General features: G+C 57.5%; 13 protein-coding genes and 1 tRNA gene. 10 read left to right on the top strand and 4 right to left on the bottom strand.

Features of this window, described 5'->3' with window-relative positions; genetic code table 11:
* Positions 1-103: 103 nt before the first annotated feature.
* Positions 104-793, top strand: coding sequence for a proteobacterial dedicated sortase system response regulator (gene pdsR, locus A3709_RS00265; protein ID WP_066048287.1), 690 nt, complete (start codon positions 104-106; stop codon positions 791-793).
* Complete coding sequence (locus A3709_RS00270) at positions 781-2844, top strand: ATP-binding protein (protein WP_066048289.1); 2064 nt, start codon at positions 781-783, stop codon at positions 2842-2844. Before pdsR ends, A3709_RS00270 begins: the two co-directional genes overlap by 13 nt.
* Positions 2845-2923: 79 nt before the next feature.
* Here the strand turns inward: A3709_RS00270 and A3709_RS00275 are convergent, their stop codons facing one another.
* The gene (locus tag A3709_RS00275) at positions 2924-4480 is read right to left on the bottom strand and encodes an arylsulfatase (RefSeq protein WP_066048293.1); all 1557 of its coding nucleotides are present in this window, start codon (positions 4478-4480) and stop codon (positions 2924-2926) included.
* Between the two features lie 186 nt (positions 4481-4666).
* On the opposite strand from A3709_RS00275, the gene A3709_RS00280 reads away from it, so the two are divergent.
* Positions 4667-4990, top strand: coding sequence for a hypothetical protein (locus A3709_RS00280; protein WP_066048296.1), 324 nt, complete (start codon positions 4667-4669; stop codon positions 4988-4990).
* On the opposite strand, the gene uvrB is transcribed toward A3709_RS00280, so the two are convergent.
* Positions 4987-7011 carry an excinuclease ABC subunit UvrB gene (uvrB, locus tag A3709_RS00285; RefSeq protein WP_066048301.1) on the bottom strand — a complete coding sequence of 675 codons (2025 nt, stop codon included), beginning with the start codon at positions 7009-7011 and terminating at the stop codon, positions 4987-4989. The two genes, A3709_RS00280 and uvrB, sit on opposite strands and share 4 nt — an antisense overlap.
* A gap of 164 nt (positions 7012-7175) precedes the next feature.
* On the opposite strand from uvrB, the gene A3709_RS00290 reads away from it, so the two are divergent.
* The 4 genes from A3709_RS00290 (at position 7176) to A3709_RS00305 (ending at position 13398) form a co-directional block, all read left to right on the top strand.
* A tRNA-Asn gene (locus A3709_RS00290) sits at positions 7176-7251 on the top strand.
* Between the two features lie 204 nt (positions 7252-7455).
* On the top strand, positions 7456-9858 hold the full coding sequence (locus A3709_RS00295) for a glycosyl hydrolase (RefSeq protein ID WP_197484014.1): 2403 nt from the start codon (positions 7456-7458) through the stop codon (positions 9856-9858).
* Positions 9859-9986: 128 nt separating this feature from the next.
* Complete coding sequence (locus A3709_RS00300; RefSeq protein ID WP_066048307.1) at positions 9987-12593, top strand: TonB-dependent receptor; 2607 nt, start codon at positions 9987-9989, stop codon at positions 12591-12593.
* 448 nt (positions 12594-13041) lie between these two features.
* On the top strand, positions 13042-13398 hold the full coding sequence (locus A3709_RS00305) for a hypothetical protein (protein ID WP_066048310.1): 357 nt from the start codon (positions 13042-13044) through the stop codon (positions 13396-13398).
* A 134-nt stretch (positions 13399-13532) separates the two neighbouring features.
* On the opposite strand, the gene A3709_RS00310 is transcribed toward A3709_RS00305, so the two are convergent.
* Complete coding sequence (locus A3709_RS00310; protein ID WP_066048313.1) at positions 13533-15734, bottom strand: PQQ-dependent dehydrogenase, methanol/ethanol family; 2202 nt, start codon at positions 15732-15734, stop codon at positions 13533-13535.
* Between the two features lie 260 nt (positions 15735-15994).
* On the opposite strand from A3709_RS00310, the gene A3709_RS00315 reads away from it, so the two are divergent.
* The 3 genes from A3709_RS00315 to A3709_RS00325 are packed head-to-tail and all read left to right on the top strand — an operon-like array spanning position 15995 to position 19938.
* The gene (locus tag A3709_RS00315) at positions 15995-18229 is read left to right on the top strand and encodes a 6-phosphogluconolactonase (protein ID WP_197484015.1); all 2235 of its coding nucleotides are present in this window, start codon (positions 15995-15997) and stop codon (positions 18227-18229) included.
* Between the two features lie 55 nt (positions 18230-18284).
* Positions 18285-19487 carry an iron-containing alcohol dehydrogenase gene (locus A3709_RS00320; protein ID WP_066048319.1) on the top strand — a complete coding sequence of 401 codons (1203 nt, stop codon included), beginning with the start codon at positions 18285-18287 and terminating at the stop codon, positions 19485-19487.
* A gap of 34 nt (positions 19488-19521) precedes the next feature.
* Positions 19522-19938, top strand: a complete 417-nt coding sequence (locus A3709_RS00325) for a DUF6524 family protein (RefSeq protein WP_066048803.1) — start codon at positions 19522-19524, stop codon at positions 19936-19938.
* Positions 19939-19947: 9 nt separating this feature from the next.
* Here the strand turns inward: A3709_RS00325 and A3709_RS00330 are convergent, their stop codons facing one another.
* Positions 19948-21972, bottom strand: coding sequence for a nucleoside-diphosphate sugar epimerase/dehydratase (locus A3709_RS00330; protein WP_082849776.1), 2025 nt, complete (start codon positions 21970-21972; stop codon positions 19948-19950).
* Positions 21973-21993: the final 21 nt, after the last annotated feature.

A 21993-nucleotide genomic window follows, 5' to 3' on the forward strand; every position in this document is an offset into this window, starting at 1 on the left:
CACCGTGGCAAAACCACGATTGAAGCGTGGCGATGCAGCGATGAATTATGATGAATTGTGGCAGCCGCTTGAGCTGGCACCGGATATTTGAAACCATCGCGACATGCCACAACAGATTGCCATTGTCGAAGACGAGCCGGCCATTGCCGCCAACTACCGCGACCACCTGGAACGCGAGGGTTTCGCCGTCCAGCTTTACGCCGATCGCCAGCAGGCGGCGAGCGCCTTTGCCCTGGCATTGCCGGATCTGGCGATTATTGATGTGGGCCTGGGCGACGAAATGGAAGGTGGTTTCGAGCTGTGCCGGGAATTGCGGGTGCGCTCTGCAGAGTTGCCGATTGTATTCCTAACGGCGCGCGACTCGGAACTCGACATTATCTCGGGCCTGCGCCTGGGGGCGGATGAGTATCTCACCAAGGACATCAGCCAAGCGCAGTTAGTGGCGCGCATCCATGCACTGCTGCGACGGGTTCGCGCGCTGGCCAGCCCGGAAAAGAAAGATGATGTAATCCGTCAAGGTAAGCTTGAACTCAACCGTGAACGGATGACGGTTCGCTGGAACCACCAGCCGGTAGAGCTTACCGTGACAGAGTTCTGGATGGTCTACGCCCTGGCTCGCCACCCGGGCCATGTGAAATCGCGGCAGCAGTTAATGAATAGCGCCGATGTGGTTCTCGACGACAATACCATTACCTCGCACATCAAGCGGATTCGACGCAAATTTCAGGCCGTCGATGACACGTTCCAGAACATCGAAACCGCCTACGGTGTGGGCTACCGATGGAAAGGCTGACATTCAGCCTGCGCCGGCAACTGATTGTTGTCGCCCTGCTATTGCTCACACTGCCCTGGGCGGGCTGCCAGTTCGTCCGCGAGATGGAAGGCGCATTGCGCCATGGTCAGGCCCAGACGCTACAGGCCACCGCCCAGGCCGTGGCCGCGGTGGTGGGGGCAGACACCCAGATTATCTACCCCTATCCCGATCGACTCAGCGCGCCTGCTGAAGAGCGCCCCAGCGTTCACGCTCATCCCGCGACGCTGCCCATCGCCATCGATGGTTATGCCGAGGGCTGGGAAGAAACACCGGCACTGACACTGCAGAGTCAGAACACTGAGCTGGCACTTTCCATCAAGGCCCTGACCCGCGACGACCGGCTACTGTTATTGGTACAAGTCAAAGACAACGAGGTGGTGTACCACAACCCAGGCCTCTCTCCAGAACCCAATGGCGATCGGCTGGTGATTCGCACCTGGCAGGCCGACTGGCGCCAGGACTATGTGATTGCCACAGCTGCCCCGGGCAGTGTGCGTGCACGCGCCGCGAGTCGTCGCACCCGCGGCATGGACCCCGGCAAAATTCGCGGCTACTGGCAGGATGCCGTCGATGGTTACACGATCGAAGTGGAGATGCCGATGGCCATGACCGGTGGCCGCCTGGGGCTGTATATCAATGACGTGGGCCACGGCGAAGGGCGCAACGTTGTCACCCTGGGCAACATCCGGCCCCTGCGCGCAAGCTCACCACCCTGGCTGATCTACACCAGCGATAACCTGCAGGCCGCCCTCTCCCTGTTCGACAAACAACAGGTCAATATTCAAGTAGTGGACCGTGACGGTTGGCAGCTGGCCAGCGCCGGCGCCATCAGCCATCGCGCCGACGGCAATACGTTCTGGTTAGTACGGCTGCTGTATCGCAGCATTCTCGCCGAGGAAACCTTGCCGGTGCCGCCACAAAGCGAGACGCCGGGCAAGGCCCCACCAGCGGTGATTGAGGAGGCCCTGGCAGGCACCGCCGAGAACCTGCGCTTTCGCGATCCGCGAAATGCCAACCGCAACCTTTTACTGGCGACCGCCCCCGTGGAGGGTGCCGAGCAGCCGATAGGCGCCGTCATCGTCAGCCAGAGTGGCGAGCAATACCTTTCGCTTACCGACCAGGCTTTTAGCCGGCTACTGGGCTATAGCCTGCTGGCACTGGGCACCGGCGTGCTGGGTTTGCTGGGCTATGCCAGTGTGTTGTCATTCCGCATTGGCCGGCTCAATCGCGCCGCACACACTGTGATCGCCAACGACGGTTCTATCCAGGGCGTGTTTCCCCGCAGTCGCGCACAGGACGAAATCGGCGAATTATCACGTGCCTATGCAGACCTGCTGGCCAAACTGCGCGAGTACAATGACTACCTGCGCACCCTCAGCCGCAAGCTTGCCCACGAGCTACGCACCCCCATTGCCGTGATTCAGTCGTCACTGGAAAACCTGGAGCACACCGACGCCTCACCGCAGCAGCACCAGACTTACCAGTTGCGGGCGAGAGAAGGGCTGGACCGACTCAAAGCCATTCTAACGGCCATGAGCGAAGCCAATCGTCTGGAAGAAAGCGTGCGCAGTAATCCGCGTCGGGACCTCGATCTGGTGCCGTTCCTGCAGGAGATCAGCGCGGCCTACGCTGACGTACATAGCGGGCATACGGTGCGCTTCGAGACCGGCAGCGAGCAGGCAAACATCTGTGCCGCACCCGAACTACTCGCCCAGGCGCTGGATAAACTTCTCGACAATGCCGCCTCATTTGCGCCACTGCAGACACCGATTGTGATTCGCCTGGAGGCAGCCGATGACCACTGGCGGATAGCGATCAGCAACGAAGGTCCGCCGCTGCCGAACGAACTGCGCGATCGGCTGTTCGAACCCATGGTGTCATTGCGCAAAGGCGACGCCGGTGAAGTGCATCTGGGCCTGGGCCTGCACGTGGTGAGACTGATTGCGGAGTATCATGAAGGCCGCGTTTTTGCGGACAACGTGGCCGGCGGTGTACGGTTTACGCTCTCACTGCCCGGCGATGGCGGCTAAGCCTGGTAAGCGACAATCGCTGACACTGGACCAAGAAAAGGGGCCTCAGAAGAGGCCCTTGATCAATTACCGTTGTCCGTCACTGCGGACCGCCGGGATCAGTCAGTTTGTCCATCACCTCATCAAGCGAGAAGCTCGCCGCTTTCTGGCGCGGCGGGTACTGCTTGAATGTCTCCAGGAACTGCCCTACGTAAGCCTGTGCGGGCACAAGTAAATAAGCGCGGTCCAGCAGCCAGTCGTAATAGGTATTGGAAGTGAGCGGCGCGCGTTCGTACGGATCGCGGCGCAGATTGAAGATCAGGGGCACACGCAGAGGCACGAAGGGGTCCATCCACACCCGGAAACCACCCTGGGTTTTCTGCTCCATAAATACCAGTTTCCAGTCGCGATAGCGCATAGCGGTCAGGTCACCGTCATCAGAGAAGTAAAAGATCTCGTTACGCGGTGTCTCAGTCTCTTCACCGGTGAGGAATGACAGGAAGTTGTAGCCATCCAAGTGCACCTTGTAGCGCCGACCAATCGCTCGGTGGCCTTTGAGCAATTTGTCTTTTACGTCTGCTTCACCGGCTACGGCCAGGAACGTGGGCAGCCAGTCCATGTGGTGCATGATCTCATTGGACACGGAGCCAGCCTCAATCTTGCCAGGCCAGCGCACCATGGCCGGCACTCGCCAGCCGCCTTCCCAGTTGGTGTTTTTCTCACCGCGGAACGGCGTCGTGGCAGCGTCGGGCCAGGTGTTCATATGAGGCCCGTTGTCAGTGGAATAAAAGATAATGGTGTTTTCCGCGATATTCAGCTCTTCCAGTTTCTCCAGAAACAGGCCAATGTGGGCATCATGCTCCAACATGCCGCAGGTGTAAGGATCGCGACCACGACGTGGATACGTCTCCTGACACCACTTCAGCTTCTCATCAGAGACATGGGTGCGGAAATGCATGCGCGTGCCGCTCCACCAGACAAAAAACGGCTTGTCGACTTTGACGGCCTTCTCAATAAACTTGAGGGCTTCCGCCACAGTGTCGTCGTCGACAATTTCCATGCGCTTTTTGGTGAGTGCGCCGGTGTCTTCGATCTTGCCATCGGCGAAAGAGCGAATCACACCTCGCGGGCCAAACTGCTCGCGGAAACTAGGGTCATCCGGATAGTCGTAGTTTTCGGGCTCTTCTTCTGCATTGAGGTGATACAGGTTGCCGTAGAACTCGTCGAAACCATGGTTGGTGGGCAGGTGTTCGTCTTTGTCCCCAAGGTGATTTTTGCCAAATTGCCCCGTCATATAACCGTGGTTTTTGAGCAGACCGGCAATGGTGGGATCTTCTTCCCGCATGCCCAGGTCTGCACCCGGCAATCCGACCTTACTCAGACCGGTGCGGAAAACCGACTGTCCCATGATGAAAGATGAGCGACCAGCGGTACAGCTCTGCTCACCGTAGTAGTCGGTAAAAATCATGCCTTCCTTGGCGATGCGGTCAATGTTGGGCGTAGTGTAGCCCATCATCCCCTTGGTATAGGCAGAGATATTGGACTGGCCAACATCATCACCCCATACGACGAGGATGTTGGGCTTGTCAGCCGCCTGGGCACCAAGCGCAATGCACGCGAAGGCTCCAGCCACTAACAACTTGGTGTATTTCAGCATTGATAACTCCTTGGAATGTCTTGCGGAAAGTTGCTTTCCTCTCTGAATATAGACCACGCAACCTGATCCGCAATGCACGTTATCCCATTCCATGGCGTTGACGGCCATGATCCTGTCGCCGGCTGCCATGTGCGCCATCCTGCCGCCTCCTTAGGATGATTCTTATGACCAAAGGAGGATCAGAATATGGCTATTGTTGCTATTCCCAAACGCCCCCGCCCGCACCAGCCTGAGGCCCAGGTGCCAGCCAATGATTCGCGTAAGCGGGAGTTGATAGAGATGCTCGCTCGCGGCGACTTTCATGGGGCAGAGTCCATTCGCGAAGAAATGTGCGCCGCCAAGGAAAAAGTGGTCAGCAAGCACGAGGCCACCGCCACACCCGCGAATAACGAGCTGAGTTTCGTCAGCTGGCGCAACGATGAGGGCGAGCTGGAAACCCTGGAAATGACTGCCACGCCAGAAGCGCAAGCCTACTTCGAAAGCGTGATGGCCAAGGAGGCCGCCAACTAGGCCTCCAAGAGGAAGGCCTGCTGCTTGATCTCGGCGACCTGGTCGCGCAGCGCAGCGGCCTCCTCGAACTCCAGATTCTTGGCATGCTCCTGCATCTGGTCTTCCAGTTGCTTGAGTTTGCGCGACAGGGCCGCCGGTGACAGGCTGGCGATCTCGGCCCCAAAGGCGAGCTTGGGCTCCGCCACCTTCTTGGCCTTTGCCTTGCCCTTGGTGGGCATGCGCCGGGCACCTTCCATGATGTCTTGAACCGATTTTTCCACGCCCCTCGGGGTAATGCCATGCTCAGCATTGTGGGCGAGCTGTTTCTGCCGGCGACGCTCCGTTTCGGCCATGGCCCGTTCCATGGAGCCGGTAATGTTGTCGGCATACAGAATTGCGCGACCATTGAGGTTTCGCGCCGCCCGGCCAATGGTTTGGATAAGCGAGCGATCCGATCGCAGGAAGCCCTCCTTGTCGGCATCCAGAATAGCCACCAGCGACACCTCAGGCATATCCAGACCTTCCCGCAACAGATTGATGCCCACCAGCACGTCGAATTCACCCAGGCGTAGATCGCGAATAATCTCGACCCGCTCCACGGTATCGATATCGGAGTGCAGGTAGCGCACGCGCACGCTGTGGTCGCTCAAGTACTCGGTGAGGTCCTCCGCCATGCGCTTGGTCAGGGTGGTCACCAACACACGCTCGCCCCGCTCCACAGTTGTCCGGATTTCGCCGAGCAAATCATCGACCTGGGTGGTCGCAGGTCGCACTTCGAGCTCGGGATCAAGCAGCCCGGTGGGTCTTACCACCTGCTCCACCACCCGTCCGGCGTGTTCGTCCTCATACTTGCCTGGCGTGGCCGAGACGAAGATTGCCTGGGGCACCAAGCGCTCCCACTCCTCAAAACGCAGCGGCCGGTTATCCAGGGCAGATGGCAGCCGGAAACCGTATTCCACCAGGGTTTCCTTACGCGACCGGTCACCTTTATACATGGCGCCGATCTGGGGAATGGTTACGTGGGATTCGTCGACAATCACCAGCGCATTATCGGGCAGGTATTCAAACAGCGTCGGCGGCGGCTCACCGGCGGCACGGCCAGACAGATAGCGGGAATAGTTTTCCACCCCCTGGCAGTAACCCAGTTCACGAATCATCTCGAGGTCGTACTTGGTCCGCTGGGCCAGACGCTGGGCCTCAACAAGTTTGTCGAGATCCTTGAGTTGATCGAGCCGCACTTCCAGTTCTGCCTCGATCTGATCTACCGCGCGCAGCATAACATCGCGCTCGGTAACATAATGGCTTTTCGGGAAAATCGTAATCCGGGGTATCTTGGCCTCGACAGCTCCGGTTAAGGGGTCGAACAGGTAGATGTTCTCGATTTCCTCGTCAAACAGCTCGATACGCACTGCTTCTCGCTCGGAGTCTGCCGGGAAGATATCGATGACATCGCCGCGCACCCGGTAGGTGGCACGGGAGAAATCCACGTCGTTGCGGGTGTACTGCAGCTCCGCCAGGTGCCGGAGAATCTTGCGCTGGTCAATAATCTCCCCGCGGGACAGGTGCATACGCATCTTGTAGTAGGACTCGGGATCACCCAGGCCATAGATCGCCGATACCGTGGCCACCACCAGACAGTCATCGCGCTCCATCAACGCCTTGGTGGCGGATAGCCGCATCTGCTCGATGTGGTCGTTCACCGAGGCGTCTTTCTCAATAAAGGTATCCGAAGACGGCACATAGGCCTCGGGCTGGTAGTAGTCGTAGTAGGAGACAAAGTATTCCACCGCGTTATTGGGGAAGAACTCCTTGAATTCGCCGTAGAGCTGGGCCGCCAGTGTCTTATTGTGCGCCATGACAATGGTGGGCCGCTGCAGCTTTTCCACCACCTGGGCCATGGTGAAGGTCTTACCCGACCCGGTCACCCCCAACAGGGTCTGGGAGGCCAGCCCCGCCTGCACCCCTTCCACCAACTGACTAATCGCCTCCGGCTGGTCGCCAGCGGGCTCGAACTTGGACTCTACTTTGAAGGGACGCGACATCGTGGACAGCTCTTGCGATCAAAAAATAGCCGTTAATTATCATCCACATAGGACGGAATTGCAGCCTGTTTTCGACCCTCGAAAAGAATCTTAAATAATTCGATTCGGGGTGTTGACCATCCCCCCCTCCATCATTAATATACGCGGCCTCTGACGAGATCAATTCCGCCTTAGCTCAGTTGGTAGAGCAAATGACTGTTAATCATTGGGTCGCTGGTTCGAGCCCAGCAGGCGGAGCCAAATTCTGAAAAAGCCCTGAAGCATTGCTTCGGGGCTTTTTTTTTGCCCGGTAGATCGCTGCTGCGACTACAAATAAATCAACGAACCGGGAAGCCCCATCTAGCCAACGAACACGCTCCACATTGCCGGGTCAATAGTCATTTGCATGCATGCATTGTTCGATGCACTATGGTGTCTGGGTGCAACAATAATAATAGGTGCATATTGAACCCCCTTCCCCTGAAGAAACTGTTGCTGGCAACCTCAGCCTTGGTCGGAACCGTCGTTGTCGCTGGCGCGATCCTGCTAATTACCTTCGGCTATTCCAAGCCACCCGAAAGATGGTGGTACCCCTTTATTGTGTCGGTATTCTCTGATTACTACACCACGGGTCCTTTCGCGATGACCACCAATGCGCGAGAAGACAGCCCCGCATGGGATGCGATGCCGGCCCTGAATCTCACCCAGGCGCGCATGACGTATGCCATGAGCCGGGGTGAGGCAGATATCGAAATCGCCTGGTTGTTCAATCACGGTGAATGGGTAGATAGCCCAAGCCCTATAGGAGGTTCTCCCAACCCCAATGGCGCCGAGACAGCGCTTAGCAAAACACTAACCGCAGCGGGCTATGACTATGACCGTATCAGCCGCGAGGACCTCACCACTGCCACAGGCCAGAATGGCCTGCTACAGGTCGGCCAAGCACAGTATCGCGCGTTGCTCATCGACAATGTGAGCGCGGCCAACCCCCTCATGCTAGCAAACGTGATCGCGCTTGCGCGTCAAGGCATACCCGTTGTCTGGCTTGGGGACTTGCCGAGACGCGCTATTGGCTGGTCCGACCACGTGCGACGTGATCAGTTGGTGAGCGAACAACGCGCACAGCTTGCAAAAGAGGTGCAACAGGCATCCGGGAGTGAGGTGATCGAGACATTGCATGCAGCAGGTGTCCTGCCACGCCTGCGTGTAGTGGGCGATGCACCCGCGACGATCCGCAGTCAACGCCGCCGGTTCGCGGCCGGCGAGTTAGTCCTGTTGTTTAACGAGCACAACAGCGGCTACCAACAGACCGTAATACCGGACACGCCATTTGAGCGCGCATTTCTGCTCGATCCTGAAACCGGCGACGCGACGGAAATAACCAGCGGACCGAAAGGCGAGTTGTCGCTATCAGTGCCGGCCAGACGGAGCAGGCTGCTCCTGCTACAAGGGACACAAGCACGGACAGCCAGCACCGAGGAGGAGGTCAATCAATTTGATTGGCGCCTTTGGAAAAGCCCACCCGATTCAATGTACCCCTCTATTCGCTGGTGGTGGCCAGGCAATGCGGTGGAAACGGCACAACTGCGCACTGAACTGAGGAGCATGCACGCAGCGGCGTTCCGCGCAGTGGAACTACAGACGTTAACGATCGGGATGACCGAGCAGCATTTGCACGACCAGGAACAGCGTATCTATCAGGTGGGTAGCCCCGCCTACTTCGACAATATCAAAACGGTTATGTCGCTTGCCGAGGAACTCGGTATGAGCGTGGATATCACGTTGGGCAGCGGCTGGTCCAGTGGCGGGCCATTTATTAAACGCTTTCCTGAAAAGCAATTACTGACAGCCAGTATGGACGTGATCGGCCCGGCCATGCATAGCGCTCCGCTGCCACCGGCAAGCGAACCGGGCTATGTTGGCCTGACCAACCTTGTGATCAAGAATACCATTGGCACCTTTGATGACGGAGCGGTTCTCCACGCCGTTGTGGCCGGCAAGCTCGACGACGCCACTGCTCCACCCACACTGACACAGTTGGTAGACCTGACTCAACACGTGGACGGCGGGAACTTGCGATGGCAAGTTCCCGCTGGCAAACATCGCATTTTCGCGCTGTACGAGAATAAAACAGCGCACAACGTGGCGGCTTCTGCCTATACCAACGGCCGCCTGGAATCGCCTGTAGTGGACCATCTGGACCCGGCGGGGGCTGCGGAATATATCGATACACTGGCCAATCCCTGGCTGGATTCGCTCGCACCCTATAAACCCCGCGCAGTGTTTATCGACAGTTTTGAGTTGATCGGTGAACTACCCTGGTCCTCGGTGTTCGCGTCCACATTCGAGAGCATGCACGACTATGACATCACCCCCTATCTGCCACTGGTCTTCAAGAGCCGGGGCGAGTCCAAGTACGTCAATGTGGTGATTCCCTCCGACTCGGCTTATCAGTCGACCGACGAGATGGCCGCGCGCATCAGAGAAGACTATGAGCTTACACGTGAACATTTGTTTGAATCTGGATTTCTACGGCCAATGAAGGACTGGAGCGAGCAGCGTGGCGTGCAATTGCGGGTACAAGCGCACGGGGGTTACGGCGATTATCTTGACAGCTACAAGATTGCAGACGTTCCAGAATCTGAAGCCTTGTTTGCCTCTGGCAGCTACGATTTTCTCAAACTTGCCGCCTCGGCGGGCAATGTGGCCGGACGACGTTTTATTTCATCAGAGTCGTTTATCTCGCTCACTCTGGATTTCGATGCGCTGACACCGGACGACTACTACTTTCTTGCGGGACACGCGTTTTCGGCCGGCATTAACCGCACGGTTCATCACGGCTACGCTTACCACTATCTTTTGCCCTGATTTTGTTCATTTTCGAAGAAGGCTTAATTTCGCCGCTATTCACCATGAAAACTTGCACGAACCAGCAAATTTGATCACTCTAGGACGGTGAACCTCTACTTATAACTATAAAATGGTGGGGAATACCTATGTACGCCAAGTTTCGTATGTTTAACCTCGTGGTCGCATCCAAATCGGCCCTGGCAATCGCTATAGGAACATCCGGCATGTCGCCCATAGTGGCGCACAGCCAAATGGTATTGGAAGAGGTGATTGTCACCGCGCGTAAGCGGGAAGAATCGCTACAGGAAACTCCCGTCGCCATATCAGCACTTTCCGGCGATGACCTCGAGGATCTGGGCCTTCGCGACATATCCAATCTGAGTGAAGTAGTACCCAACGTAGACTCTGGTGATGGCAATGGCACCAGCGGTGCAGGCAGTGTGTTTATTCGCGGTATTGGTGCGCGCAACACCGGGGTGAACTTTGACTCCGGCGTGGGCATTTATGTCGATGGGGTCTACGTTTCGCGTCCGGACGGCGCAGTGCTCGATAATGTCGACCTGCAGAGTATTCAGGTTTTGAGGGGGCCGCAGGGCACACTGTTTGGAAAGAACACAACGGGCGGCGCCATTCTATACACCACCAACAAACCGGTGGATGTATTTGAAGGCAGCGCAGAGGTCCGCGTGGGCAATTACGACCGTCTCGATGGCAAGCTCACAGTTAACGTACCTCTGGTGGGCGACTCGATAATGTCTCGCTTCTCACTGTACAGCACATCGCGCGACGGCCTGATGACTAACGACCTAAGCGGCGCGCCAGGGAATGATTCGCTCGATGGCGATGAATTTACAGACGTGAACCGACATGGCGGCCAGGCACAACTGCGCTGGATTGCGAGTGACGACCTGGTATTCGATCTGAACTACAACTATAACGCCAGCGACCAGAGTGCCAGGGGGCTAGACTGCGAGGTAGTGACGGGTATTGACGGCACGGGCTGGCAAGCTGCACTGCAAAACTCCACCATTGTTGAACCCGCCACGGGGCAATCAATCGCAGATTGGTGTCAGGCCAATGCCGATCTTGGCCCCGAAACGATACAGTCTGACTTACCCGGCCGCTACGAGTCCGAGGTGCAATCTCTGGCACTCACTGCAGATTGGTATATCAACGACTCTTTGAGCTTTCGCAGCATTACGGCTTATCGCACCACCGAAGGTGGGGAAACCAATGATCTGGATGGCACGGGCATTCCACTTCTTCACAGGACCAATTTCGACTTTGCTGATGCAGAGCTCAGGGCCACAGATCAATTCTCCCAGGAATTTCAATTCACTGGCACGGCCTTTGACGACAAGTTGGACTACATTGTCGGTTTCTTCGGCTTCTGGGAAGAAACGGATGCAGGCACCGCGGTATCGCCTTCAGGACCATTCTTCGGCTCTCTATACGATCTCCCGCCGTTTGTTACCGGTGAGGATTGCACCACAGGTAACTGTGCTTTTTACATTAACCAGACCACCACGCTGTACACCGAAAATACGTCCTATTCACTTTATAGCCAGGCGGACTGGAACTTCAATGACGACTGGCGCCTGACATTGGGCTTGCGCTACACCAGTGAGGAGCGGGAGCTACAGCGTATTTTCCAAACGCCGGACTTCTCCAATGATGTATCCACTGGCACGCCTCCGCTTGAAATCGCGGGAATCGGCGACATATTCAAAGGCGGAAATTTCTATTATTTCCCCGACGGGCCATCGTCTTTCAACCCACATCATGGCTTTGTGCCCTCCCTCACCGACCCGCTGGACCCTGGATCTGTCGACCCCCTGTATGACCAGACAATGAAAATCGATAACGATGACTGGACGCCCATGGTCAGCCTGCAACGCAACTTTGGCGAGACGGGATTCATGGAGTACGGCACTGCTTATATCACTGCGGCCAACGGCTTTTTGTCTGGCGGTGTTTCGGACACAACAGACGTGTTCACCGGTGAGATTTATGCCTATAAGCCGGAGAAAGTCTGGAACTATGAAATCGGTTTTAAAATGGACGCCTGGGACCGACGCCTGCGACTCAACACCGCGCTGTTTTATACGGATTACCAGGATCGCCAGCTGACCACCGTAACGGTTAACCCCACCACCGGCCGTATTGCCGGCTCTACGATTAACGCCGAGAAGTCCACCATCGCAGGCCTGGAAATCGAGTCTATTCTGCTGCCCATTCCCAACCTGCAGATCATCGCCAACGTCACCTTTAACAAGGGCGATATAGACAAGTATGAGGATGTGCGCATTGTGACTTCGGGCGCACTTGATAACCCCACTTGCGTGGCACCGGCCACCCCCCCAGGCATCGATGTGTGCCTGGTTGATCGCTCTGACGAAGACCTGCCCCGCCTGCCAGAGCAAATCTACTACCTGGCATTACAGTACAATTGGGAAACCTCTGTTGGTCTGATTACTCCGCTGTTTACATGGTCTTATCGCACGGAGGTTGAGAACTGTTTCGACCAGTCCAGCTGTGAGTCCGGCATTTACAGAGGCGATCAGGAATCATTGGGCGCCCGGCTAACTTGGACGTCGCCGGAAGAACAGTGGCGTATTACGGCCTACGGCACAAACCTCACCGACGAGCGCTATGTCATAGGCGGCGTACCGCTGGTGGATGTGCTGGAGACTGCAGGCAAGCAGTACAACCTGCCGCGCATGTATGGAATAGAAGCGGCCTTTACCTGGTAGCACTGGACCGTTTGGGAGAACTTCGGCTCATACTGCCGGACAAATGTTGCCGAGACATTGACAAAAGACCATCGACCGGGCCGCCATCAGCTATTCTTGACCGGACACATTCGTTCTCAGTGAGCGGCAATCAGGCGAATAATACAACTTGCTGTGGCCATGTTCGCACTGCACTTTGCGAAAGCAATATCAGACTCGACTCACTCGGTCTGCGTTATCTATCCAGCGGTATCCGACGACGCCAGCGCCACACTGCGGTGCCGCGTTTTCCAGGCCCAGGGCCATGTTGTCACCTCGTTGGCAAATTTTGCCTGTTGTTTCCTGGTACTGCTTCCCGGACTCTGAATACTACGATTCGGGTTGCCCCCCGTCCTCAACTTTCGTTGACACGCTGTCTCGGACAGACAGCACCTAGTGCATCAGATTGAAAAGCGACTATGCTAAGAACATGCAGACCCTAACCGGCATCTTTTACGGCCTGAGTCTCGTTCTGATCGTTACGACTTATGTCGTCTATCCCTGGACGCGTCCGTGGACCAACATACTGCTGGTCATCGGGTTCAGCTGGCTGAGCTATCGTCTGTTCCGACCGGAATCAGAACAGGAGACGATAGAGCGGCATGTTGCCCGACAGAACAAACAATGGAGTGGCGACCTGGAGGCACACAGCCTGCATCGCGCCGAACGAGAGTCTGTCCATCATCGCGAGTCGCTGCTGAACGACGCCCAGGCCAGCCTTGCTGCCTCCGCAGAGGAACGTCGAGCTAAGCAGGGCATTGTTGCCTTTCCTGACAAGAAAACCTGACTGAAACCCGGTTCAACCGCCCGCACGGCATATGCTACCGCCACAGCAATAGGCGCGAGCGACTAGCGAGCAGCGATGCATCCTGAGTGCTGGCCCAGATTTCTACCATCCCAGGCGCAGCGCATGAGAAAGCCTCACTCTTCTTTGGCCAGCGATTGCTGCAATTCTTTACCGCGCCAGGCCTGGGAAATCACATACGCGCGGATCGCCTCACTCTGTTCTTTACTGAGGTGGCGTGCAAATGAAGCCATGCCTCGCTCTGCCAGTAGCCCTTCTCGCACCACCTTGTCCCAACCATCGGCCGTGTGAAGCAATGCAGAGCCGCGCAGGTCAGGTACGAGCAGGCCTGAAACCGCATTCAGGCCATGGCAACCCATGCAAATATCCTGGTACAAGCCGAATCCCTCGCGCTCCGTCGCTTCGTCAGCGGTGCGCTCCGGGGGGTTAAAGACCACAACGGACTTCCATTCCACCGGCGGTAATTCCTTGGCTGCGCCAAGCTTGAAGGTGAGCACGCGGCTAACATTCGGCAAGCTCTCAGGCTGTACAAACTCACCAAACACGAGTGCAAATGCTCCGCCCCAACCTACATTCACCGAGACATACTGCTCGCCATCTATCTCATACGTGACAGCCGGGGCCACTACCCCTGTTTGGGTTGAGAATGCCCACTGCTTTTCACCTGTGGCGGCATTGAACGCCACAAGTTCACCGTCGGAAGTACCCTGAAACAGCAGCCCGCCGGCGGTAGTGAGCATGCCGCCATTCCAGGCACCCCGGTGCTCAACCCTGAACGCCTCTCGCTGTTCGACTGGATCCCAGGCCAGCAATCTTCCTTTGATCAAAGGGCGCAGCGCGTCGCGTATGGCCTGGTCATCCGGCAGGCTACCGACAATACCATCGGCCCCGGTATTGACAAACCCGGGACGATAGACAAACTCTTCCGGCTGGCCGTAAGTGGCCGAGAAATCCAGTACCGGGATATACACCAGTCCGGTGTCCGGGCTGAAGGACATGGGGTGCCAGTTGTGCCCACCTAGATAGCTGGGCGTGACCATGTAAGGATTGTCGACATAGCGAGCCCCTTCAACTTCCACCGGACGGCCCGTTTCAAGATCCACATGGGTCGCCCAGTTCAGATCGATATAGTTTTGAGCGCTGATCAAGCTGCCGTCGGTGCGATCGAGCACATAGAAGAAACCGTTCTTGGGCGCTTGCATCAGCACCTTGCGGGTTTTGCCGTCTATCTCCATATCCGCCAGTATGATGTGCTGAGTCGCCGTGTAATCCCAAGTTTCACCCGGCGTTGTCTGATAGTGCCAGACATACTCACCGGTATCCGGCCGAACCGCCACAATCGATGACAGAAATAGATTATCGCCGCCACCGGGAGAGCGGATTTCCCGGTTCCAGGGAGCGCCGTTACCGACACCGAAATAGAGCAGATCCAGGTGCGGATCGTAGGCCATGGAGTCCCACACGGTACCCCCTCCGCCGCCCAGCTCCCACCACTTACCGTTCCAGGTCTCGGCCGCCATCTCCATGGCGTCATTCTCGAAAGGCTCGTCCGGATTTCCCGGCACGGTGTAGAACTTCCAGAGTTGCTCACCCGAACTTGCAGCGTAGGCCGCAATAAAACCCCGAACACCAAATTCTGCGCCGCCATTGCCGATCAACACACGGCCGTCAATGATGCGGGGGGCACCGGTAATGGTATAGGGAAGTTTCGGGTCGATCGTGGCCACCGACCAGTTTTCCTCGCCAGTGGCAGCGTCCAGCGCGACCAGTCGGCCGTCGAAAACACCGACGAAAACCTGTTCCTCCCAAACGGCGACCCCTCGGTTTACAGGACCACAACAACCGTGGCGCACCTTATCGCGGGCGACCTTCGGATCATAGGTCCACAATTCCTTACCGGTCCGTGCATCCAGTGCGTGTACCACACTCCAGGAAGAGGTTGTGTACATCACACCGTCAACGACGATAGAAGTGGCTTCGATGCCGCGCGCTGTGCCGAAATCAAAACTCCAGGCAAGGCCCAGTTCCTCGACATTATCAAGATTGATACGAGCCAGCGGGCTAAAGCGTTGCTCTGCGTAGGTACGACCATGGCTCATCCAGTTTCCCGGCTCGCTATCTGCAGCAAGCAGGCGCACGGCATCCACTGCTGCAGGCCGGGAACTCTCCAGTGCAGGTTCATCACTAGCTGCGGGCGGGGGCGCCAAGGCAGTGCCGTTCTGTAGCGTTTTTCCTTCGCTGCACGCCACCACCGCAGGGACGAACGCCAGCAGTATAAGCTGAAGTAAGGTGGGACGAGTCTTCGTAGTATCATCCATGTATTGATCCTGTTAGCCGACACGCATTTTAGCAGTAAGGTCAACGAATTGCCGGTGCAGTGCGTCAGGTAAATAATGGCCCATTCCTGAAGTAACTTCCATCACAGCGCATGCCGCCTAGCGCGGTCTGAGGTGGAGAAAGCTTCAGCCTAGACGAGGGAGAATCCACTTCACCGTTCAGGAACCTATGCGCAACATCCTCAATCATTTACCCCAGACAGGCTATGTCCGGGCGCGGCAATTGTGCGACGATAGACGACATGAAAACCCGCTTGTCAGGTATGTCCACCACCACTACCACTACCATGGTGCAGGAAGATTCCGGGATCCATGTGGGCATATCACCAGATCTGCCCTCAGCTGCAAACCATACCGCGGCGTTGATGTTCGACCGCTATCGCCAGTGGCTCGATCACGATCGATTACTCGCCTGGGGCACCTACAAGCAGCAGTATTTCACTATAGCCATCGGTGGTGGCAATACGCTCAAGGCACTCTACAACACTTGGCTTGATGAATATGCGCGTTCCATCGACTGGCTGGGCCGCGTGCGTTTTTTCTTTCTCGAAGACTCCACGGGCGAAGCGGGCTGGGAAAGCCCCGAACAGTCGCTGCGGGTGAATTTCCTGCAACCCCTGGCTGAACGACTGAGCCATGGGCGCGGTAGCAACGCACTGCGAAGAAAGCTGAAACTGACCCGCTCAGCATCCCCCGCCGAAGTGGTCGAAGCCTTTATACAACGCCTTTGTCATCCAATTGACCTCACTCCGGCACAGCAGGCATTGCGCCACAATAAGCCCCGCCGCGCTCTCGCCCTCGCGCAACAGGAACAGGCGCGTTATCAGGCGCTGATATGCGGTCATCTGGGCGCCACAATGTCGTTTCACCAGATCTTCAGTGGCGTTGGTAAAGACGGCAGCCTGGGCGCACTGAGCCCTTACGCGCCACAACTCGAGGAAACAGCGCCGACCACCACGCTACTGAAGCAGCCGCAGGGAGCGCTGCGCATTGCCCTCAATCGCGGCGTATTCACCCACGCCGAGTGTATTCACCTGATGGTCGCTGGGACCTTGAAGCTGAAAGCCCTGGGCCGCCTGGAGATGGAAGAGGCCACCCCTTTTGAGCAAACCGTCATGGAGACACCGCTGCGGCTATTGCGGGAGACCTGGGAGATAGCGAACAAAGTCTATCTGTTTGCCGATGAACAGGCCCTGCACTTTGACGAGACCATCTTCGAGTACCGGGCTAAAGGTCAACGCATTCAGAACAAGGCCGAGACCCGCCTGGGCGATGAAGACAATGGCGTTCACGCACTGTTACTGCATGGCTTTCTGGGTCTGTTCAGCTTTGCCAACCTGCTCGTGCGCCTGCCAAGCTCATGGACGGTATCGGCCCTGCACCGCGGCAGTCGGGCGAAATTTTTGCCCCGGGAAGAGATTTTCCCCCACTACGCCCTCGCGGTGCGCAAGGCCATATTGCGCAACTGGCGCCAGGGCCGTCCTACGCCCGTGGCCGGACACAGTATCGCCGGCGTCATCATGGATCATCTGCTGTTATCGCTGCTACCGGACGAAGATAGCAAACCATTGCCTTACGAGCGCCTGGACCGCGACGACCGTGACCTGGTCGATGCCCTGCGCACGGCGGGCATGGTGCACCTGGCCACGTGGTCACCTGCAGATGGCCCCAACACCGGCGAGAACATTAAATCGCTGGTCTCGCACTGGCGCAATGAAACCGCCCTGGACTATGGAGGTTTCGAACAAACCTACCAGGTGGATCGGCAAGGTAAGCTGAATCCGGTTCACGCCGAAACCATTGCCAGGAGCAACGAGGACATCGCGGGATTGCAGCGATTTCTCCAGCGGAAAATCGCTCGACCACTGATCAATAGCCTCAACTTGGGCGTGCGGGCGCTACTCAATAGCACGACCGTCCAGCACCGTTTGCTCAATGCCGATATGCCCTATGCGCTGCGTCTGGTGGGCAGCCGCCTGCTGCGCACCGTCTCGATGTACGGCCTGACCAGGGAAATCGAAGCGGCACTGTGCAATCCGGCGCAATACCAGCGCCGCCATCTCAAGGCCCTCGATATTCTCATCGCCTATGACATTCCCTGGCTAAGCGTTATTCACAGCGATGACTTTCTGGTCTCCGCGCGGCGTCATCGAGAGGAATTCGAATATCTGGCAAGCGCGCGGATGCTCAAGGAAGGTGTAAACCATCCTGACCAACTGAGCGCCACTATCAGGCACATAGCCATTGAGCGCAGCGATGAGGATCTCCCGATTGATCCGCTCAACCCCCATCTGCTGATTATGGCCACCAATCACGAGGGCAATCGCATGGCCCGCCAGATCACCGCTGCGATGACCCGTTTCGTCAATGAAAATCTGGCCAGGGCCATCGCCCGCGGCGACATTAGCAGCCTTGCCAGTGTCGAGCGCTGGCAGCGCAAGACCCAACGCAAAGGCAAATCCCGCAAGGTGGCCTGATGCCCCCGCGTTTCGTATGATGGGCGCCCAATTGTCCTGATACGGAACGCTCATAATGAAATCGCTGTACTACAAATTCCGCGCCTTTATTGTCACCTGGCTGCTGCGGCTGTTGCCGCGCCCGGCGCCGGTGCTTTTCTCGGGCATAGGCTCGGCCAACACCCTGGCTGAGCAGCTCGCGATTTTGGGCCACAGTAAGGTACTGATCGTTACCGACAGCTTCCTGGCGGGTTCCGGTATTCTCGACGGCATCAAATCCGTGCTCGATAAAAACGGCACGGCGTACGCCATTTTCGACGGTGTATTCCCCGACCCTGCGTTTGACCAGATCCAGGCCGGCGAAGCCACCCTGCGCACCGAGAACTGCGACGCGGTACTCGCCGTCGGCGGCGGCTCCGTGCTCGATGCCGGCAAGCTGATCTCCCTGCTGCACACCAACCCCGGCAAACTGGAAGACTTTGACGGTATCCAGAAGGCCAAGAATGTCGGCGTGCCCTTGTTTGTTGTGCCCACGACTGCCGGCACCGGCTCTGAAATCACCTATGTGTCGGTGATTTCGGATCCTGACACCCACAAGAAAGTCCCGGTGATCGACAGCAAGCTGATGCCCGGCTACGTCGCCCTGGACGCGGATATTATGAAGGGCATGCCCCCGGGCATTACAGCGGCCACAGGCATGGACGCACTCACCCACGCGGTAGAGTCATACGTGGCGACTTCTTCCACGCCTGCCACCGAGGTCCAGGCGACCGCAGCGGTCAAACTGATCTTCAAATACCTGACTCGTGCCTGGCACCAGGGCGATGACCTGGAAGCGCGCGATGCCATGGCGCTCGCCGCCTTTTACGCTGGTTCCGCCTTTGGTCGCACTTCGGTGGGCTATGTTCACGGTATTGCTCACCAGCTCGGCCGGGTCTGTCACACGCCCCACGGCAACGCCAATGCCATGGTGCTGCCTGAGGTGCTAGCCAACTACGGCGCCTGTGTTCACGAGCGCCTGGCCCAATTGGCCCGTATCGTCGGAATTGGCGCACCGGGTGACGACGATGCCGCACTCGCGCAGCAATTTATTCAGGCCATAGTCGACATGCGCGTCGAGATGGAATTGCCCCTCAAGCCCAAGGGCCTGACACAGGGCGATGTGCCGGATATTGTAGAGGAGGCCATCGCCGAAGCCGGCAGCCTGTACCCGGTACCCCGCTACATGTCTGAAGCGGAAATCACCGGCATTGTTCGCGGCTTGCTTGAAGCTGCCTGACTCGAATAAGCTCTACAAAAAAAAGGGAATCGCTATGGCTAAAGATTTTGACGGGGGAAGTTTTCTGCTGCGGGTACTGTTCGCAGCGGTGTTGGTGTTCGGCACCTATAACCCCACCAGTTTCTCTTATGTGAGCTATGTGCTGGCCGAAGGCCACGAATTCGGGCCGATCACTGCCATCATCGGCCTGCTACTGCTCATTGCCTGGATTGTTTTTCTGCGCGCCACGTTTCTATCCCTGGGCTGGCTCGGAGTCACCCTGGGAGCGGCCCTGTTCGGCTGCATAATCTGGCTATTCGTAGACCTGGGCTGGCTGAGTATCGACTCAACAGGCGCCATCACCTGGCTGGCATTGATTGTGCTGGCGTTGATTCTGGCGGTGGGACTGTCATGGTCACATATCCGCCGCCGGCTCACTGGCCAGGTCGACGTCGACGATATCGAGGAATAGCGGAAAACGTCAGGGCGACTTTTCCGGGAACAGTTCCTTCACATTGGACACCACGGTGGGTGCATGCGGTTGCTCACCCACTTGGCCCTGCTTGGTCCAAAGGTGATCGTGACGTACCTCGTGTTCGGTGAAACCACTCACCGCAGCCCGCAACACCTTGGTAATGCCATCGCAATCCAGCGCGTCGCAGTAGCGCATGAGTTCTGACACATAGTGATGAACCTGGCCGTAGGACAGGCACTCCTCTTCAGCGCGCATAATCATGGCGTGGCCGGTACCGGTCACGTTACTGCCCAGCAACAGCTCTTCATAGAGCTTCTCACCCGGGCGCAGGCCGATAAATTCAATATCGATGTGCTCGCCCACGTGGGTGTCGTGATCCATCTCATAACCGCTCAGGCGGATCATACGGCGGGCCAGGTCCACAATCCGCACCGGCTCACCCATGTCCAGCACAAACACGTCACCACCCGTACCCATGGCCCCGGCCTGCAACACCAGCTGTGCGGCCTCGGTAATGCTCATGAAATAGCGGGTCACCTCAGGGTGAGTCACGGTAACAGGGCCACCCTGCTCGATCTGCTCGCGGAACAGCGGCACAACCGACCCGGAAGAACCGAGCACATTGCCGAAACGCACCATACAGAAACGGGTATGGGTATCGCGCTGGGCGAGCCCCTGTAGAATCATCTCTGCGAAACGCTTGGAGGCACCCATGATATTCGTGGGACGCACAGCCTTATCGGTCGAGATCAGAACAAATGTGTCGACGCCAGCCTTGCGGGCTGCCTCGGCCGCATACCAGGTGCCAAACACATTATTGGCAACACCCTCGGCCACGTTGTACTCAACCATTGGCACGTGCTTGTAGGCCGCGGCGTGATACACGGTGTTCACGGCAAAGGTGCGATAAATGCTCTCCAGACGACGCTGATCCTGGACGGTGCCAAGCAGGGGCACAATATTCACTTCCAGATCGGCGTTTTCAAGGCTGGCGCGCAATTCGCGCTCGATGTTGTAGAGCGCGTATTCAGAGTTATCCAGCAGAATCAGTTCGCGAGGCGCGGCTGTGAGAATCTGGCGACACAGCTCCGAGCCAATTGAGCCGCCGGCGCCGGTCACCATCACTACCTTGTCGGTAATACAGCGGTCGATCAGCTCGGGTTTGGCAGGCACGGGCTCACGTCCCAGCAAATCGTCCAGGTCGATATCCTGAATCTGGTTCACGCTGGCCTCACCGGCCACCAGTTCGGTAATCCGCGGCACGGTGCGCACATAAACGGGCAGGCCCACCAGCGAATTAATGATTTCCTTGCGACGTTCGGGCGAGGCGGAGGGCACCGCGAGCAACACCTGGGTAATATCGTGAGCGGCAATGAGTTGTTCAATATGGTCGGGGTGGGCAACCTGCAGACCGTTGATAACGGCGTGCTGCAGACGAATATCGTCGTCCACAAAGAACACAGCCCGATACTGGTCGCCGTGGTTCAGCGCCGTCAGCAGCTGACGGCCGGAGGCGCCGGCGCCATAGATAATCACGTTTTCGGACATGGAGCGCAGCTTGGCCTGGTAATAGGCACGCACACTCAAGCGGGTGCCGCCAATACCGAGCATGGCCAGACCCCAGTAGATAAAGGGCATGGAGCGAGGCACCTCGGCCTGGGCAAAGAATACCGCGCCGCCGAGCACCAGGGTGGAATAGCTCACGGCCGTGATAATGGCCCAGATTGCCTGCTGGCCCATAAACCGGATCACCGCGCGGTACAGGCCCAGGCGCAGGAATATCACCGCGCTCACCAGCAGGGTGAACACGCCGCACATAATTTCTATTGAGCCGAGCTTGAAATCGGTATGGCCGTAGCGAAACGCCACGGCGGCCCACATCGCCACGGACACATAGAACATGTCCAGCGCCAACAGGCCTGCCTGTTTGATATTGCGGGGAAGCTCTATGAGCCGTTCAAGGACGTCCCGGAGGCCGCCAACCAGAGTGGAGACGGTGCGCGATACAATGCTGCCCAGAACTTTCAGCAAATCCTTCCCTCGATCCTTGTA

This window comes from Halioglobus sp. HI00S01 (assembly GCF_001635445.1).
Classification (GTDB): Bacteria; Pseudomonadota; Gammaproteobacteria; order Pseudomonadales; family Halieaceae; genus Halioglobus; species Halioglobus japonicus.

Excerpts from the sequence above, each read along its gene's own strand:
- pdsR (WP_066048287.1), top strand. The coding sequence starts at position 104 with ATGCCACAACAGATTGCCATTGTCGAAGACGAGCCGGCCATTGCCGCC.
- A3709_RS00270 (WP_066048289.1), top strand. The coding sequence starts at position 781 with ATGGAAAGGCTGACATTCAGCCTGCGCCGGCAACTGATTGTTGTCGCC.
- A3709_RS00275 (WP_066048293.1), bottom strand. The coding sequence starts at position 4,480 with ATGCTGAAATACACCAAGTTGTTAGTGGCTGGAGCCTTCGCGTGCATT.
- A3709_RS00280 (WP_066048296.1), top strand. The coding sequence starts at position 4,667 with ATGGCTATTGTTGCTATTCCCAAACGCCCCCGCCCGCACCAGCCTGAG.
- uvrB (WP_066048301.1), bottom strand. The coding sequence starts at position 7,011 with ATGTCGCGTCCCTTCAAAGTAGAGTCCAAGTTCGAGCCCGCTGGCGAC.
- A3709_RS00300 (WP_066048307.1), top strand. The coding sequence starts at position 9,987 with ATGTACGCCAAGTTTCGTATGTTTAACCTCGTGGTCGCATCCAAATCG.
- A3709_RS00305 (WP_066048310.1), top strand. The coding sequence starts at position 13,042 with ATGCAGACCCTAACCGGCATCTTTTACGGCCTGAGTCTCGTTCTGATC.
- A3709_RS00310 (WP_066048313.1), bottom strand. The coding sequence starts at position 15,734 with ATGGATGATACTACGAAGACTCGTCCCACCTTACTTCAGCTTATACTG.
- A3709_RS00315 (WP_197484015.1), top strand. The coding sequence starts at position 15,995 with ATGAAAACCCGCTTGTCAGGTATGTCCACCACCACTACCACTACCATG.
- A3709_RS00320 (WP_066048319.1), top strand. The coding sequence starts at position 18,285 with ATGAAATCGCTGTACTACAAATTCCGCGCCTTTATTGTCACCTGGCTG.
- A3709_RS00325 (WP_066048803.1), top strand. The coding sequence starts at position 19,522 with ATGGCTAAAGATTTTGACGGGGGAAGTTTTCTGCTGCGGGTACTGTTC.